The following is a 15,680-nucleotide window of genomic DNA, read 5'->3' as shown; positions in this document are numbered from 1 at the left end:
TAACATTCGCTAACTTCTGCAACCCTGAAATTGTCATGACAAATCTGGTATCACTGAAAAATATTTCTGTTTCTTTCGGACAACGCCGCGTGCTGTCTGATATTTCTCTCGATCTTAAAGCGGGCCGAATTTTAACGCTGCTGGGCCCTAACGGCGCAGGTAAATCAACCCTCGTGCGCGTGGTGCTTGGTCTGGTCACGCCTGATGAGGGGGTTATCAGGCGCGATCGCGATTTGCGTATTGGCTATGTGCCACAAAAATTACATCTCGATGCCACCCTGCCGCTGACCGTCAGTCGGTTTATGCGCCTGCGTCCGGGGGTGAAAAAAACCGATATTTTACCCGCTCTTAAACGCGTGCAGGCCGCACATTTGATTGACGCTCCCATGCAAAAGCTTTCGGGCGGTGAAAACCAGCGCGTTCTGCTGGCGCGAGCCTTGCTCAATCAGCCGCAGCTGCTGGTGCTTGATGAGCCCACTCAGGGCGTTGATGTGAACGGGCAGCTGGCGCTCTATAACCTCATCGATCAGCTGCGCCAGGAACTCAACTGCGCGGTCATGATGGTTTCTCATGACCTGCATTTAGTGATGGCGAAAACCGACGATGTGTTGTGCCTGAACCACCATATTTGCTGTTCTGGCACGCCGGAAGTGGTATCGATGCATCCTGAATTTATTTCGATGTTTGGCGCTCGTGGTGCCGAACAATTAGGGATTTACCGTCATCATCATAATCACCGTCACGATCTTACCGGACGTATCGTTTTGCGCAGAGGAAATGGCCAGCCATGATTGAATTGTTGTTGCCCGGCTGGCTTGCAGGGATGCTGCTGGCCTGTGCCGCAGGGCCGCTGGGGTCGTTTGTTGTCTGGCGTCGGATGTCTTACTTTGGCGATACCCTCGCCCACGCCTCTTTATTAGGCGTTGCATTTGGCCTGCTGCTTAATGTTAATCCATTTTATGCGGTGATTGCGGTGACGTTATTGCTGGCAATCGGGCTGGTGTGGCTTGAAAAACGCCCTCAGCTGGCGCTGGACACCTTGTTGGGCATTATGGCGCACAGCGCGCTGTCGCTTGGCTTAGTGGTTGTCAGTTTAATGTCGAACGTGCGCGTCGATTTAATGGCGTATCTGTTTGGCGACCTGCTTTCGGTCACGATGCCCGATATTATCTCTATTGCTCTGGGTGTCACCGTGGTCGTTGGCGTGCTGCTCTGGCAATGGCGCAATCTGCTGTCGATGACCATCAGCCCGGATCTGGCGCATGTTGACGGAGTCAACCTGCAACGCGTGAAAATGCTGTTGATGCTGGTGACGGCGCTGACCATCGGGGTAGCGATGAAGTTCGTTGGCGCGCTGATTATCACTTCCCTGCTGATTATTCCTGCAGCAACCGCGCGCCGTTTTGCCCGCACGCCGGAGCAAATGGCAGGTTTTGCCGTGCTTATCGGGATGCTTTCAGTCACTGGCGGACTGATGTTCTCAGCGTTTTATGACACGCCTGCCGGGCCTTCGGTGGTGCTGAGTTCGGCGGTGTTGTTTGTGTTGAGTATGGCGAAGAAGCAGGCTGCTTAAATAATTATGTAGCCCCCCGGGCTACTGAAAGTAGCTCGGGTGACAAAAAAACAGTTGAGTCTCTTTTTGGCGTTCAGTTCAAAGAGCGGCGACTAAATCTCCAGTAGCGATCATCAATGTCATCGCTTCTACTGGTGAGGGTTCAAACCCAACATGTAAATAAAAATCCCGGGCTTCATCAGATAGAGCGTGGACCAGCATCCCGCGTATACCAATCGTTTCTGCGGCCTGAATGACCCGTAGCCCGGCATCACGCACCAGCGCCCTGCCGATGCCCTTCCCGTGTAATGATTTATCAACTGCCAGACGCCCCAATATGACTACTGGGATCGGGTCGGGCATATTACGACGAAAGTGACCTGGTGCTGATTTCGTTGCAACCGCACTTGATGCCAGTGAATAGTAAGCCAGCACCCTTGCTTCATCACAACAAACGAAAGTACGGGATGCACCGGTTAATTGATTTTTCATCGCCCGCTGTCTGAGCCAGTTATCCATAGACTCCACACCACAGCCAAACTGGCTAACAACATGTTCCGCGCGCAGAGGCTCAGGAGCGGCAATCATTTTTTATGATCCCAGGGTGCAGTTGTCTGCATGGTTTTACGCAGTGCCGCATTGGATTGCGGCGCCTGATCAAGGCGAACAAGAAACTCCTGATAAGCTTCGGGATCCACCATAATAATACGCTGTTCAAGCAATGTTTCTTCAGCTGCTGCCCGGGCAGCATCCAGAACAAAATCAGTACGATTTTTCCCTCTGATTTTTGCTGCACGATCGATCAAGTCGCGCTCGGCGGACTTAATACGTAAATTTAACGTTTCACGCTTAACACCGATGTTTTGTGTACCGGGCATGATATCTTCCTCATAGATGTTTGTGGTTAATAAGTATACAGCCACCGTAACGTTAATGTCATTACACACCAAAGGAAAAGTACAACAATTTCTATCCCCTAAATAATGCACGTTGCAGACTCTGGCTAACGAACTCGCCAAAAATCTCAACCCCCTGAAGATCTCAACCAGTTCGATCGCCTGCTGAAAAAATCAGCGTTGAAGCCGATCTTAATGCCGAAATGATTCACCCTCTCGGGTATGAGAAAAAGTAGATGAACAGCTTTTTAGATCATTCAGGGCAGTATTGGCGGCACAATCCCAAAGTGAGTCCAGGCGCGCGGTGTGGCCATTCGTCCGCGCGGGGTGCGCTGCAGGAAGCCCTGCTGGATCAGGAAGGGCTCCAGCACATCTTCTATCGTTTCCCGCTCCTCACCAATTGCCGCCGCGAGGTTGTCCAGCCCAACCGGGCCGCCGAGGAATTTGTCGATCACCGCCAGCAGTAGTTTGCGGTCCATATAGTCAAAGCCTTCGGTATCGACATTCAGCATATCCAGCGCCTGCGAAGCGATTTCGGCGCTGATGGTGCCATCGTGACGCACTTCGGCAAAATCACGCACCCGCCGCAGTAAACGGTTGGCAATACGCGGCGTACCACGCGCTCGCTTCGCCACTTCAAAAGCGCCCTCTTCACTCATTTCCAGCCCTAATACGCTCGCGCTGCGGCCAACGATGTGCTGCAAATCAGCAACCCCGTAAAACTCCAGGCGTTGCACGATCCCGAAACGGTCACGCAGTGGTGAAGTCAAAGAACCTGCTCGCGTCGTCGCGCCAATCAGGGTAAACGGCGGCAGATCGATTTTAATCGAGCGCGCTGCCGGACCTTCGCCAATCATGATATCGAGCTGATAATCTTCCATTGCCGGATAAAGCACTTCTTCGACAACCGGCGATAAACGGTGGATTTCATCGATAAATAAAACGTCGTGGGGTTCGAGGTTGGTCAGCATTGCCGCCAAATCCCCTGCTTTTTCCAGCACCGGGCCGGAAGTGGTGCGCAGATTGACACCCATTTCGTTGGCGACAATATTCGCCAGCGTGGTTTTCCCCAACCCTGGCGGGCCGAAAATTAACAGATGATCGAGCGCATCCCCACGCAGTTTCGCCGCCTGAATGAAAATCTCCATTTGCGAGGTAACCTGCGGCTGGCCGACATAATCTGCCAGGAAACGCGGGCGGATTGCGCGGTCAATTAGCTCATCAGGGGTGATGGTGTCTGGCGATACCAGACGGTCTGCTTCAATCATCCTTTATCTACCTTAGGGGTTCAAAGTGCCGCACGGAGTGCGTCACGGATCAGGGTTTCGCAATCGGCACCCGTTTTACCCACTTTGCTTACCATGCGACTTGCTTCTTGTGGTTTATAGCCCAGCGATACCAGCGCCGCAACCGCTTCCTGCTCGGCGTCGTCCGTCGCCCCACTTTCCGGCGCCGTCAGCACCAGATCGGATGCCGGAGTAAACAGGTCGCCATGCATACCTTTGAAGCGGTCTTTCATTTCGACAATCAAACGCTCGGCGGTCTTTTTACCCACGCCCGGCAGTTTGACTAAAGAACCAATTTCTTCACGTTCAACCGCATTAACAAACTGTTGTGCCGACATACCAGAAAGAATCGCCAGCGCCAGTTTCGGGCCAACGCCATTCACTTTGATAAGTTCGCGGAAAAGCGTGCGTTCTTGTTTGTTATTGAACCCGTAAAGCAGCTGCGCATCTTCGCGCACCACAAACTGGGTAAACACCACCGCTTCTTTACCGATTTCCGGTAATTCATAGAAGCAGGTCATCGGCATATGGACTTCATACCCTACACCGCCCACTTCCATTAATACCAGCGGCGGCTGTTTTTCGAGAATGATGCCTCTGAGTCGTCCAATCACAATCTGCTCCTGCGTTTAGCGGCTATGCCAAAAATTTTGCTTATCATATTAAAAAGGCTGGATAGATATCCAGCCTTATTTATTTTAAACGTCCCCGCGCCAGATTAAGCCGCGATTCGCTCATCTGCATCGAGTTCTGCGTCACGTGGCAGTGCGTAATGGCAATCGCCAGCGCATCCGCCGCATCGGCCTGCGGGTTAGCGGAGAGTTTCAGCAAAGTGCGCACCATGTGCTGCACCTGGCTTTTCTCCGCGCTTCCGATACCGACCACCGTCTGCTTGACCTGACGGGCAGCATATTCAAACACCGGCAGCTCATGGTTTACCGCGGCAACAATCGCCGCGCCGCGCGCCTGGCCGAGTTTCAACGCTGAGTCGGCATTTTTTGCCATAAACACGGATTCGATGGCGAAATATTCAGGCTGGAACTGGGTAATAATTTCGCTCACCCCCGCGTAGATAAGCTTCAGACGCGAGGGTAAGTCGGTCACCTGAGTACGAATACAGCCGCTGCCTAAATAGGTAAGCTGCCGTCCGGTCTGGCGAATAACGCCATAACCGGTAACGCGTGACCCCGGATCGATACCGAGAATAATCGCCATCACGCGTCTCCCGTAAACCGGTGTACGGTTTCAGACAACACCATTACAGCGTTGCCGCAACCTCATCAGAGATCTCACCGTTGTGGTAAACTTCCTGCACGTCATCGCAGTCTTCCAACATGTCGATAAGGCGCATCAGTTTCGGTGCAGTTTCTGCGTCCATATCCGCTTTGGTGGATGGGATCATAGAAATTTCTGCTTCGTCGGCTTTCAGGCCTGCAGCTTCCAGCGCGTCACGTACCGCACCCATTTCTTCCCACGCGGTGAACACGTCAATTGCGCCGTCGTCATAAGAGACAACATCTTCGGCACCCGCTTCCAGCGCAGCTTCCATCACGGTGTCTTCATCTTTGCCTGGGGCATAAGAGATAACGCCTTTTTTGGTGAAGAGATACGCTACAGAACCGTCGGTTCCCAGGTTGCCGCCACATTTGTTGAACGCGTGACGCACTTCCGCCACGGTGCGGTTGCGGTTGTCGCTCAGGCACTCAACCATGACCGCAGAACCACCGGGGCCGTAACCCTCATAAATGATGGTTTCCATGTTCGCGTCTTCATCGCCACCCACGCCACGCGCGATTGCGCGGTTTAAGGTGTCGCGCGTCATGTTGTTGGATAACGCTTTATCAATCGCCGCACGCAGACGCGGGTTAGAGCCCGGGTCGCCGCCGCCCAGACGAGCTGCGGTTACCAGCTCACGAATGATTTTGGTAAAAATTTTACCGCGCTTGGCATCCTGTGCCGCTTTGCGGTGCTTCGTGTTGGCCCATTTACTGTGACCTGCCATAATAACTTTCTCCAAAAACGCCTTTTTCAGGCCGCATCAATAACAAACTCTTCAATCGCCTGCCGGTTGCTCCACGATTTAGTCATAGCAGCCGCAGCCTGTGCGTCTGTCCATTCCCAGGCCAGATGTTCCGTGATGGTAATCGAGCGTTCGTGAGGCAGCGCAAGACAGAACCAATATTCTGTATTGCGCGTGATCCCCGGCGCATAGCGATGACGCAAATGTGTAAAAATCTCGAACTCCACGCAGCGTTGACAGTCGTTCAGGGTCAGCTGTTCTGAGACAACGTCAATATCGACCTCTTCCTTTACTTCACGCAGCGCGGCATGCAGCGCGCTTTCCCCCTCTTCAATGCTGCCGGTAACCGACTGCCAGAAATCAGGATCGTCGCGCCGCTGTAGCATCAGCACCCGTCCGGTGTCCTGCGCAAAAATCACAATCAGTACCGAGACGGGACGCTTCCAGGCCATTTATTCTTTCTCAGCCTTTTTAATCACCGCCACACCCAGCTCGGCCAGCGCCGTTGGATTAGCAAAACTTGGCGCTTCGGTCATCAGACACGCTGCTGCGGTGGTTTTCGGGAACGCGATAACATCACGGATGTTGTCGGTGCCGGTCAACAGCATAGTCAGACGATCCAGACCAAACGCCAGGCCCGCGTGCGGCGGCGTACCGTATTTCAGGGCGTCGAGCAGGAAGCCAAACTTCTCGCGCTGGTCTTCTTCGGTGATACCCAGAATGCCGAACACAGTCTGTTGCATATTGCCGTTGTGGATACGCACAGAACCGCCGCCAACTTCGTAACCGTTGATAACCATATCGTAGGCGTTTGCCACAGCCGCTTCTGGATCGGCCGCCAGTTCTTCCGGGGACATATCTTTCGGGGCGGTGAACGGGTGGTGCATTGCGGTCAGGCCGCCTTCGCCGTTGTCTTCAAACATAGGGAAGTCGATAACCCACAGCGGTGCCCATGCTTTTTCATCGGTGATGCTCAGATCTTTACCGATTTTCAGGCGTAACGCGCCAAGTGCATCCGCAACCACTTTTTTGTTGTCTGCGCCGAAGAAGATCATATCGCCATCTTGCGCAGCAGTACGCTCCAGAATAGCTTCAACGATTTCAGCATTCAGGAACTTAGCCACCGGGCTAGTGATACCTTCGATGCCTTTCGCACGCTCGTTCACTTTGATATAGGCCAGCCCTTTCGCGCCGTAAATTTCAATGAACTTGCCGTAGTCGTCAATCTGTTTGCGGCTTAACTGTGCGCCACCCGGCACGCGCAGGGCAGCAACGCGGCCTTTCACATCATTGGCCGGGCCTGCGAACACTTTAAACTCAACGTCTTTGAGCAGGTCAGCAACGTCCACCAGCTCCATCGGGTTACGCAGGTCTGGTTTGTCAGAGCCGTAACGACGCTCCGCTTCGGCGAAGGTCATGATTGGGAAATCGCCCAGATCGACGTTTTTCACTTCCAGCCACAGATCGCGAACCAGTTTTTCCATCACTTCACGCACCTGTGGGGCGGTCATAAAGGAGGTTTCAACGTCGATCTGGGTAAATTCTGGCTGACGGTCGGCGCGTAAGTCTTCATCGCGGAAGCACTTAACGATCTGATAGTAACGGTCAAAACCGGACATCATCAGCAGCTGTTTGAACAGCTGCGGCGACTGCGGCAGGGCGTAGAATTTACCTTTATGCACACGGCTTGGCACCAGGTAGTCACGCGCGCCTTCAGGTGTGGCTTTGGTCAGCATCGGGGTTTCGATATCAAGGAAACCGTGGTCATCCATAAAGCGGCGCACGAAGCTGGTGATTTTGGCACGCGTTTTCAGACGGTTCGCCATTTCAGGGCGACGCAGATCCAGGTAACGGAATTTCAGACGCGCTTCTTCCGTGTTGACATGGTTGGAGTCCAGCGGCAGCGCTTCCGAACGGTTGATGATGGTCAAATCGGTGGCGAAGACTTCAACCGCGCCGGTTGCCATATCTTTGTTGATGTTTTTTTCATCACGCGGGCGAACGGTGCCGGTGATTTGAATGCAGAACTCATTACGCAGTTCGGAAGCAAGCTGGAACGCATCCTGACGGTCCGGGTCGAAAAACACCTGCACGATGCCTTCGCGATCGCGCATATCAATAAAGATAAGGCTACCGAGGTCACGACGACGATTGACCCAACCACACAGTGTTACTTGTTGTCCCACATGGGATTGATTGAGCTGCCCGCAATATACTGTACGCATGAGATATCCCTTAAATTAGCCGCTCACCGTGCGTTACCTGCAAATCAGGCAGCCCGGCGACCACTATTTTTGTATGTCATATATTGATAAAAAAGGGGGCTATTATACTGGAAATAATGCCCGACGATAAGCCCGATACGCCTGACTAACGCGTTTCAAAACGCCGCGCGCAGGCAAAACTCACAAAAATTAACAAAATTTGTAAACTCTGCCGCTCGTATTCCGTCGTAAGGTATGCGTCGATAAGCTCATTTTGACCCGGAGTCACCGAATGTTAGCACTCAATACCGCCAGAACCGCGCTTGTGGTGATTGATTTGCAGGAAGGCATCCTGCCCTTTGCCGGCGGCCCGCACAGTGCACAGGATGTGGTGGTTCGTGCGGCAAAACTGGCTGAAAAATTCCGTGCCAACGGCTCGCCGGTGTTTATGGTGCGCGTAGGCTGGTCTGAAGATTTTGCCGAAGCGCTCAGGCAGCCGGTTGACGCCGGGATCGGCGCGCATACCCTGCCTGACAACTGGTGGGTTTACCCGCAGGAGCTGGGGAAACAAGACGGCGACATCGAAGTGACTAAACGCCAGTGGGGCGCATTTTACGGCACCGATCTGGAACTCCAGCTGCGCCGCCGGGGTATCGACACCATCGTGCTGTGCGGTATTTCCACTAATATCGGGGTGGAATCCACCGCGCGTAACGCCTGGGAGCTGGGCTTTAATCTGGTGGTCGCTGAAGATGCCTGTAGTGCGGCAAGCAGCGACCAGCATCAGGGCAGCATGAGGCATATTTTCCCACGCATCGCCCGTGTCCGTCGTACTGAAGAGGTTATTGCTGCCCTGTGATATACGTTGGCCTTCCCCAATGGTCGCATCCCAAATGGGTACGCCTTGGCATCACCTCTCTTGAAGATTACGCTCGCCACTTCAATTGCGTGGAAGGCAACACCACGCTGTATGCCCTTCCCAAAGCCGAAGTGGTGATGCGCTGGCGCGAGATGACCACGGATGATTTCCGTTTCTGCTTTAAATTCCCGGCCACGATTTCCCACAACGCGGCCTTACGCCAGTGTGGCGATTTAAGCGCGGAATTTCTTGAGCGCATGTCGCCGCTGGCAAACCGCATCGGGCAGTACTGGCTACAGCTTCCGGCCACCTTTGGGCCGTCTGATTTACCTGCCTTGTGGCATTTCCTCGACTCGCTGCCGAAAGATTTCACCTATGGCGTCGAAGTTCGCCACCCTGCTTTCTTTGATAAAAGCCAGGATGAGCAGGCATTCAATCGCGGATTACATCAACGCGGCGTAAACCGCGTAATCCTCGATAGTCGCCCAGTTCACCGCGCCAAACCGCATAACGAAGCGATTCGTGAAGCACAACGCAAAAAACCAAAAGTCCCTGTCCATGCGCTCGTCACGGCGGGCAACCCGCTGGTGCGTTTTATCGGCAGTGACGATATGCAGCAAAACAGCGCTTTCTTTGAGGCGTGGTTAAAAAAGCTGGCTGAATGGGAGACCCACACCACGCCCTACCTGTTTTTGCATACGCCAGATATCGGGCTGGTACAGGATCTGGTGCATACCTTATGGCCTGGGCTGCAACAGACCTTTCCTGAACTGGGTAACGAACCGGCTATTCCAAAACAAAACTCCCTGTTTTAGGGGTAGCGACAGCCGATGGTCTGCGCTGTTATCATAGGCCGTGCTGGAACTACCGCTATAGGATATGAGTATGGTATGCGCGCTCTATGCCGTTTTGGGTGCATTGTTGCTGATTAAGTTCTCGTTTGATGTTGTTCGTATGCGTTTGCAGTACCGCGTCTCCTATGGCGACGGCGGTTTTAGCGAACTTCAGAGCGCAATTCGAATTCATGGTAATGCGGTGGAATATATTCCGGTGGCATTACTCCTTTTATTACTGATGGAGATGAACGGTGCCGAAATCTGGATGGTGCATCTTTGCGGGCTGCTGCTGATTGCCGGGCGCCTGATGCACGCTTATGGTTTTCATCATCGCTTAATCAGCTGGCGTCGTTCTGGTATGAGTGCCACCTGGTGTTCTTTGCTGCTGATGGTGCTGGCTAACCTGTGGTATATGCCATGGGAGTTGGTTTTCTCGCTGCATTAACGCAAAATACGCCCCTTTCGAAATTTCGAATTTCCGGATTTAACATTATGTCTGACCGCGATACGCTGTTTTCCGCCCCGATCGCCAAATTAGGTGACTGGACCTTTGATGAACGTGTAGCAGAAGTGTTCCCCGATATGATTCAACGATCGGTGCCCGGCTATTCCAATATCATTTCGATGATTGGCATGCTGGCGGAGCGCTTTGTGACACCGGATAGCCAGGTGTATGACCTCGGCTGCTCCCTTGGCGCCGCAACCTTGTCCGTGCGTCGCAACATTCATCATGACAACTGCAAAATTATCGCGGTAGACAACTCCCCCGCTATGGTCGAGCGCTGCCGTCGCCATCTCGACGCCTTTAAAGCGCAAACGCCGGTAGAGGTTATCGAAGGCGACATTCGCGATATCGTTATCGAAAATGCGTCAATGGTAGTGCTGAACTTTACCCTGCAATTCCTTGAGCCAGGCGACCGCAAGCTGCTGCTGGAGAAAATCTGCCGGGGTCTGAAGCCGGGGGGCGCGCTGGTGCTGTCTGAGAAGTTCAGCTTTGAAGATGGTGAAGTGGGTGAATTGCTGTTCAATATGCACCACGATTTTAAACGCGCCAACGGCTATAGCGAGCTGGAAATCAGCCAAAAGCGCAGCATGCTGGAAAACGTCATGCTCACCGACTCTGTCGAAACCCATAAACAACGCCTCAAACAAGCCGGATTTGACCACGCAGAATTATGGTTCCAGTGCTTTAACTTTGGCTCTTTGGTTGCACTGAAATCAGGAACATCAGCATGATCGACTTTGGTAATTTTTATCAGCTTATCGCCAAAAGCCCGCTGGCTCCGTGGCTTGAAACCTTGCCCGCGCAAATTGCCACCTGGCAGCGCGAGAATCTGCACGGCCAGTTTAAGCACTGGTACAACACCGTTGAATACCTGCCTGAGCTGAAGCCGTATCGTCTGGATTTATTGCACAGCGTAACGGCGCAATCAGAAACGCCGCTGAGTGACGGTCAACGCCTGGGGATTGAAAAATTACTGCGCAACCTGATGCCGTGGCGCAAAGGGCCTTACTCGCTGTACGGCGTGGATATCGACACCGAGTGGCGCTCTGACCTGAAGTGGGATCGCGTGCTGCCACATATTTCCCCGCTGGCCGGGCGCACCATTCTGGACGTTGGCTGCGGCAGCGGCTACCACCTGTGGCGCATGATTGGCGCGGGCGCGCATCTCGCCGTCGGCATCGATCCGATGCAGCTGTTTGTCTGTCAGTTTGAAGCGGTGCGTAAACTGCTGGGTAACGACCAACGAGCGCATGTACTGCCGCTGGGCATCGAGCAGCTTCCCGAGCTGAATATTTTCGATACCGTGTTTTCAATGGGCGTGCTCTACCACCGCCGCTCCCCGCTCGACCATCTCTATCAGTTGAAAAACCAGCTGGCGAAGGAGGGCGAACTGGTGCTGGAAACATTAGTGGTAGAAGGCGACGAAAATACGGTGCTGGTGCCGGGCGATCGCTATGCGCAAATGCGTAATGTGTATTACATTCCGTCTGCGTTAGCGTTAAAAAACTGGCTGGAAAAGTGCGGCTTCGTTGATGTGAGAATTGTGGATCATTGCTATACCACAAGCGAAGAGCAGCGCCGCACCAGCTGGTTGACGACAGAATCATTGGCCGATTTCCTCGACCCGAACGATCAACGCAAAACCGTCGAAGGCTACCCCGCCCCGCTACGTGCGGTGTTGGTAGCACGTAAGCCATAAAAGTCAGAAAGGCCACATTTTGTGGCCTTAATTATGTTGAGGCAAACCCGAGTGCGCGAATCACCTCGCTCATCGCGGCGCTGGTCAGCGGCGAACGTTGAATGTTACCGTTGGCGGACATCGTCCTGACCACGCCTGCAATCACAACATGCTTCGGCTCCTGGCCTAAATCACGCATCTCAAGCACGACCTTTCCCACCACCCTGCACATTTCGTCGTAAAGCTCTTTGTCGGTAATATTCATCTTGTCCTCCGTCGTTGAACCGGAAGACTAACACGTTTGAACAACACGCCAACATACACTTTAAAAACAAATCGTTATCTGGCTCACTAAAAAAAACCCCGATAAAACATCGGGGCCTGGTACGAGCAACATCATATGGGCAACATGATGCGCGGTTTAAAACTGTTATCGGTTAGTTTGCCGTCTGGCTGGCCACTAACACCGCTTTCATTGCTGCTACCACCTCACCATCCACGCAGTAGCGGTTAAACTCATCGGCTTCGGCATCCGCACTCATGGAGACCCCCGCTTTGCGGTAACGCATCGGCGAAGCGACGCTCTTCCCGGCTGAACTGTGCATTTCATCAATCCCCCGATCGACGAACTTTTTCAGGTTGCTCAGTCTTACTCCAGCCCCGGCCATAATGATTGGAGCACGGGAATGCTGTTTTAGTTCCCTGAGTAATGAAAGTCCTGCCTCGGCACTCTGTTGCTGGCCGGAAGTGAGAATACGTGCCACCCCCAAATCCGTTAATTGTTCCAATGCCTGAAGAGGGTTATGGCACATATCGAACGCGCGGTGGAAAGTGACCGCCATGCCCTTTGCCTGCCCCATAACACGTTTCATACGCGGCAGATCAATATGCCCTTCGTTGTCTAACATCCCGATAACCAGCCCCGGGAACCCCAGTTCACGCACGAAGGCGATATCTTCAAGCATGGTTTCAAACTCGCCATCGGTGTAGCAGAAATCGCCACCGCGCGGACGAATAATTGGGTGCACGGGAATCGAAACCCGTTCTTTAACTTTACGCAGCACGCCCGCTGAAGGGGTTAATCCACCCTCTTTCGGCGCTGCACATAATTCGATTCTATCCGCTCCGGCTTGTTGCGCAGTAACTGCACAGTCTATTCCATAACAACATATCTCAAGCAACGGCATTGATGACTCCTTAAAAATCAGTCAGCTAATTCGCTAGCCACAATATCTTCAATACTCCACGGATGGAATTTGATCGTCACTTTGCCGTCGGTGACCGCAAGCGTTGGGTTTGGCAGGCGCTCACGTTCGCCTTTTGGAGAACTGGTTTTCACCGAAATCCCCGTTTGACGCAGACCGGCGTCGGACATTAAATCCAGCGCACGCGCATTCAGAGTGGCAATGTCCCCCGGCAGCACAATTTCTACGTGCTCCCAGCCTTCATGGGGGTAACGCTTTTCACCCGGCCACGGTAATTCAACCACGCTGAATTGCCAGTGCGCCACGCATACCGGCTCATCAAGCTTAAACAGGCAAATCGGACGATCGTTGATGATATTTTCTGACAGCAGAGTGCCGCACTGTTCCAGCCCCGCCCGCCAGCGTTCCGCCGTCGTATTCTGGTGACAGCGCAGCGAAATGTGGTCGGCATCAAGAGGCGCGATGTCAAGATCCAGACGCGCGGCAAGTTCCGTTAACGCTTGTGTAAAGCGCGGGAGATCCGCTGCAATATCATTCAGTTGTTCAATTGCCTGCCAGTTAGCCATCCCTATCTCCTCTCAAGTCACCAATGGAGGGTAATCTACCTTTTCCCGCCGCCATCACCAACACCCGAAACGCGGCAACATTTCTGAATGGTTATTCACTATACCGTTGATATTAGTACAGGGCGCACGGGGCAAGGCTTTTGCTGACTAAGGTGGGGAAATAAAGTTATACTTACGCCCTATTTTTATCCCCAATGATACGGTTGCTGTAAATTAATGGCAGCCCTTAGCAAAAAGTAAGGTATCCCGGTGAATATTCAGGCACTTCTCTCAGATAAAGTCAGTCAGGCACTGATTGCCGCAGGCGCGCCTGCGGATTGCGAACCACAGGTTCGTCAGTCAGCAAAAGTTCAGTTCGGCGACTATCAGGCCAATGGTGTGATGTCAGTTGCGAAATCACTGGGCAAGCCGCCACGACAAGTCGCAGAGTTGGTGATTGCCAATCTGGATTTGACCGGTATTGCCAGCAAAGTTGAAATCGCCGGCCCGGGTTTTATCAATATCTTCCTCGATCCTGCGTTTCTGGCGAAGAATGTCGACGAAGCCGTGGCGTCTGACCGTGTTGGTGTTACCGTTTCTGAACCGAAAACAGTCGTGGTTGATTACTCCGCACCGAACGTGGCGAAAGAAATGCACGTCGGCCATGTGCGCTCCACCATCATTGGTGATGCTGCGGTGCGTACTCTGGAATTTCTTGGCCATAAAGTTATCCGCGCCAACCACGTTGGCGACTGGGGCACACAGTTCGGGATGCTGATTGCGTATCTGGAAAAGCAGCAGCAAGAGAACGCTGGCGAGATGGCGCTGGCCGACCTCGAAGAGTTCTACCGCGCGGCGAAGAAACACTATGACGAAGACGCTGAATTTGCCGAGCGCGCTCGCGCCTACGTGGTGAAGCTGCAAGGCGGCGATGAATATTGCCGTACTATGTGGCGCAAGCTGGTCGATGTGACCATGACGCAAAACCAAATCACCTACCAACGTCTGAACGTCACGCTGACCCGTGACGACGTAATGGGTGAAAGCCTTTATAACCCAATGCTGCCGGGCATTGTGGCGGATCTGAAAGCCAAAGGTCTGGCGGTTGAAAGCGAAGGCGCAACGGTGGTCTTCCTTGATGAATACCAGAATAAAGAAGGCGAGCCGATGGGCGTCATCATCCAGAAAAAGGATGGCGGCTACCTGTACACCACCACCGATATCGCCTGTGCGAAATATCGCTTTGAAACGCTACATGCCGACCGCGTGATGTACTTCATCGACTCCCGCCAGCATCAGCACCTGATGCAGGCGTGGACTATCGTGCGTAAAGCCGGTTACGTGCCAGATTCCGTGCCGTTAGAACACCATATGTTCGGCATGATGCTGGGTAAAGACGGCAAGCCGTTTAAAACTCGCTCCGGTGGCACCGTTAAGCTGACCGATCTGTTGGATGAAGCGCTGGAACGCGCGCGTCGCCTGGTGGCTGAAAAGAACCCGAATATGCCTGCTGATGAGTTAGAAGCGCTGGCAAACGCAGTCGGTATTGGCGCGGTGAAATACGCGGATCTGTCCAAGAACCGTACCACCGACTACATCTTCGACTGGGACAACATGCTGGCCTTCGAAGGCAACACCGCGCCATATATGCAATATGCATATACCCGTGTGCTGTCAGTGTTCCGTAAGGCCAATATTGATGAAGCCGAGTTGCTGAAAGCGCTGGTGGTACTGACTGAAGATCGCGAAGCACAACTGGCGGCACGTCTGCTGCAATTTGAGGAAACGCTGAATGTGGTGGCGCGTGACGGTACGCCGCACGTGATGTGTTCTTACCTGTACGACGTAGCGGGCCTATTCTCTGGCTTCTATGAGCATTGCCCAATTCTGACCGCTGACAGCATTGAAGCGCGTAACAGCCGCCTGAAACTGGCGCTGTTGACGGCGAAAACGCTGAAGCTGGGTCTGGATACGTTGGGGATTGAAACCGTAGAACGTATGTAATTTTTGCTTTTATGCACAAAAGGCTCGCCATTAACGGCGAGCCTTTTCAGACTGATGACAAACCCCATGACTTTCGCAAAACGAACATGG

General features: G+C 53.2%; 19 protein-coding genes. 8 read left to right on the top strand and 11 right to left on the bottom strand.

Features of this window, described 5'->3' with window-relative positions; translation table 11 throughout:
• Window positions 1–35: 35 nt before the first annotated feature.
• Window positions 36–791: a zinc ABC transporter ATP-binding protein ZnuC gene (gene znuC / locus EHN07_RS16470; protein WP_124025130.1), complete on the top strand. Its 756-nt coding sequence runs from the start codon at window positions 36–38 to the stop codon at window positions 789–791.
• A complete protein-coding gene (gene znuB / locus EHN07_RS16465; protein ID WP_124025129.1) occupies window positions 788–1,573 on the top strand; it encodes a zinc ABC transporter permease subunit ZnuB in 786 nt (261 codons plus the stop codon). The genes znuC and znuB overlap by 4 nt, the downstream gene beginning before the upstream one ends.
• Before the next feature lie 78 nt (window positions 1,574–1,651).
• Here znuB and EHN07_RS16460 read toward each other — a convergent pair whose 3' ends face one another.
• From EHN07_RS16460 to aspS, 8 genes are all read right to left on the bottom strand, one after another.
• The gene (locus EHN07_RS16460) at window positions 1,652–2,140 is read right to left on the bottom strand and encodes a GNAT family N-acetyltransferase (protein WP_124025128.1); all 489 of its coding nucleotides are present in this window, start codon (window positions 2,138–2,140) and stop codon (window positions 1,652–1,654) included.
• The gene (locus tag EHN07_RS16455; RefSeq protein WP_124025127.1) at window positions 2,137–2,430 is read right to left on the bottom strand and encodes a type II toxin-antitoxin system TacA family antitoxin; all 294 of its coding nucleotides are present in this window, start codon (window positions 2,428–2,430) and stop codon (window positions 2,137–2,139) included. The genes EHN07_RS16460 and EHN07_RS16455 overlap by 4 nt, the downstream gene beginning before the upstream one ends.
• 275 nt (window positions 2,431–2,705) lie before the next feature.
• Window positions 2,706–3,716 carry a Holliday junction branch migration DNA helicase RuvB gene (ruvB, locus tag EHN07_RS16450; RefSeq protein WP_124025126.1) on the bottom strand — a complete coding sequence of 337 codons (1,011 nt, stop codon included), beginning with the start codon at window positions 3,714–3,716 and terminating at the stop codon, window positions 2,706–2,708.
• 20 nt (window positions 3,717–3,736) lie between these two features.
• Window positions 3,737–4,348: a Holliday junction branch migration protein RuvA gene (ruvA, locus tag EHN07_RS16445; RefSeq protein WP_124025125.1), complete on the bottom strand. Its 612-nt coding sequence runs from the start codon at window positions 4,346–4,348 to the stop codon at window positions 3,737–3,739.
• A gap of 79 nt (window positions 4,349–4,427) precedes the next feature.
• Complete coding sequence (gene ruvC, locus EHN07_RS16440) at window positions 4,428–4,949, bottom strand: crossover junction endodeoxyribonuclease RuvC (protein WP_124025124.1); 522 nt, start codon at window positions 4,947–4,949, stop codon at window positions 4,428–4,430.
• Between the two features lie 43 nt (window positions 4,950–4,992).
• Window positions 4,993–5,736, bottom strand: coding sequence for a YebC/PmpR family DNA-binding transcriptional regulator (locus EHN07_RS16435; RefSeq protein WP_124025123.1), 744 nt, complete (start codon window positions 5,734–5,736; stop codon window positions 4,993–4,995).
• Between the two features lie 26 nt (window positions 5,737–5,762).
• Window positions 5,763–6,206: a dihydroneopterin triphosphate diphosphatase gene (gene nudB / locus EHN07_RS16430; protein WP_124025122.1), complete on the bottom strand. Its 444-nt coding sequence runs from the start codon at window positions 6,204–6,206 to the stop codon at window positions 5,763–5,765.
• A complete protein-coding gene (aspS, locus tag EHN07_RS16425) occupies window positions 6,207–7,979 on the bottom strand; it encodes an aspartate--tRNA ligase (protein ID WP_124025121.1) in 1,773 nt (590 codons plus the stop codon).
• A gap of 271 nt (window positions 7,980–8,250) precedes the next feature.
• Here aspS and EHN07_RS16420 point away from each other — a divergent pair, with 271 nt between their 5' ends.
• The 5 genes from EHN07_RS16420 (at window position 8,251) to cmoB (ending at window position 11,857) form a co-directional block, all read left to right on the top strand.
• A complete protein-coding gene (locus EHN07_RS16420; protein ID WP_124025120.1) occupies window positions 8,251–8,817 on the top strand; it encodes a hydrolase in 567 nt (188 codons plus the stop codon).
• Window positions 8,814–9,632: a DUF72 domain-containing protein gene (locus EHN07_RS16415; RefSeq protein WP_124025119.1), complete on the top strand. Its 819-nt coding sequence runs from the start codon at window positions 8,814–8,816 to the stop codon at window positions 9,630–9,632. The genes EHN07_RS16420 and EHN07_RS16415 overlap by 4 nt, the downstream gene beginning before the upstream one ends.
• Window positions 9,633–9,702: 70 nt before the next feature.
• Entirely contained in the window at window positions 9,703–10,098 is a 396-nt protein-coding gene (locus EHN07_RS16410) for an MAPEG family protein (RefSeq protein ID WP_124025159.1), read from the top strand.
• Window positions 10,099–10,145: 47 nt separating this feature from the next.
• Window positions 10,146–10,889, top strand: coding sequence for a carboxy-S-adenosyl-L-methionine synthase CmoA (gene cmoA / locus EHN07_RS16405; protein WP_124025118.1), 744 nt, complete (start codon window positions 10,146–10,148; stop codon window positions 10,887–10,889).
• A complete protein-coding gene (cmoB, locus tag EHN07_RS16400; RefSeq protein ID WP_124025117.1) occupies window positions 10,886–11,857 on the top strand; it encodes a tRNA 5-methoxyuridine(34)/uridine 5-oxyacetic acid(34) synthase CmoB in 972 nt (323 codons plus the stop codon). The genes cmoA and cmoB overlap by 4 nt, the downstream gene beginning before the upstream one ends.
• Before the next feature lie 31 nt (window positions 11,858–11,888).
• Here cmoB and fumD read toward each other — a convergent pair whose 3' ends face one another.
• From fumD to EHN07_RS16385, 3 genes are all read right to left on the bottom strand, one after another.
• The gene (gene fumD, locus EHN07_RS16395) at window positions 11,889–12,101 is read right to left on the bottom strand and encodes a fumarate hydratase FumD (RefSeq protein WP_124025116.1); all 213 of its coding nucleotides are present in this window, start codon (window positions 12,099–12,101) and stop codon (window positions 11,889–11,891) included.
• Window positions 12,102–12,273: 172 nt separating this feature from the next.
• Window positions 12,274–13,023 (bottom strand): copper homeostasis protein CutC, encoded by a 750-nt coding sequence (gene cutC, locus EHN07_RS16390; protein ID WP_124025115.1) that lies wholly within the window; start codon window positions 13,021–13,023, stop codon window positions 12,274–12,276.
• Window positions 13,024–13,040: 17 nt separating this feature from the next.
• Window positions 13,041–13,607: a VOC family protein gene (locus EHN07_RS16385; RefSeq protein ID WP_124025114.1), complete on the bottom strand. Its 567-nt coding sequence runs from the start codon at window positions 13,605–13,607 to the stop codon at window positions 13,041–13,043.
• A gap of 249 nt (window positions 13,608–13,856) precedes the next feature.
• Between EHN07_RS16385 and argS the strand changes: the two genes are divergently transcribed.
• Window positions 13,857–15,590 (top strand): arginine--tRNA ligase, encoded by a 1,734-nt coding sequence (argS, locus tag EHN07_RS16380; RefSeq protein WP_124025113.1) that lies wholly within the window; start codon window positions 13,857–13,859, stop codon window positions 15,588–15,590.
• The last annotated feature ends 90 nt before the right edge of the window (window positions 15,591–15,680 follow it).

This window comes from Buttiauxella warmboldiae (genome assembly GCF_003818135.1).
Taxonomy (GTDB): Bacteria; Pseudomonadota; Gammaproteobacteria; order Enterobacterales; family Enterobacteriaceae; genus Buttiauxella; species Buttiauxella warmboldiae.
Note: the sequence above shows the minus strand (reverse complement) of the source record. Positions and strands in the feature narration are given on the sequence as shown.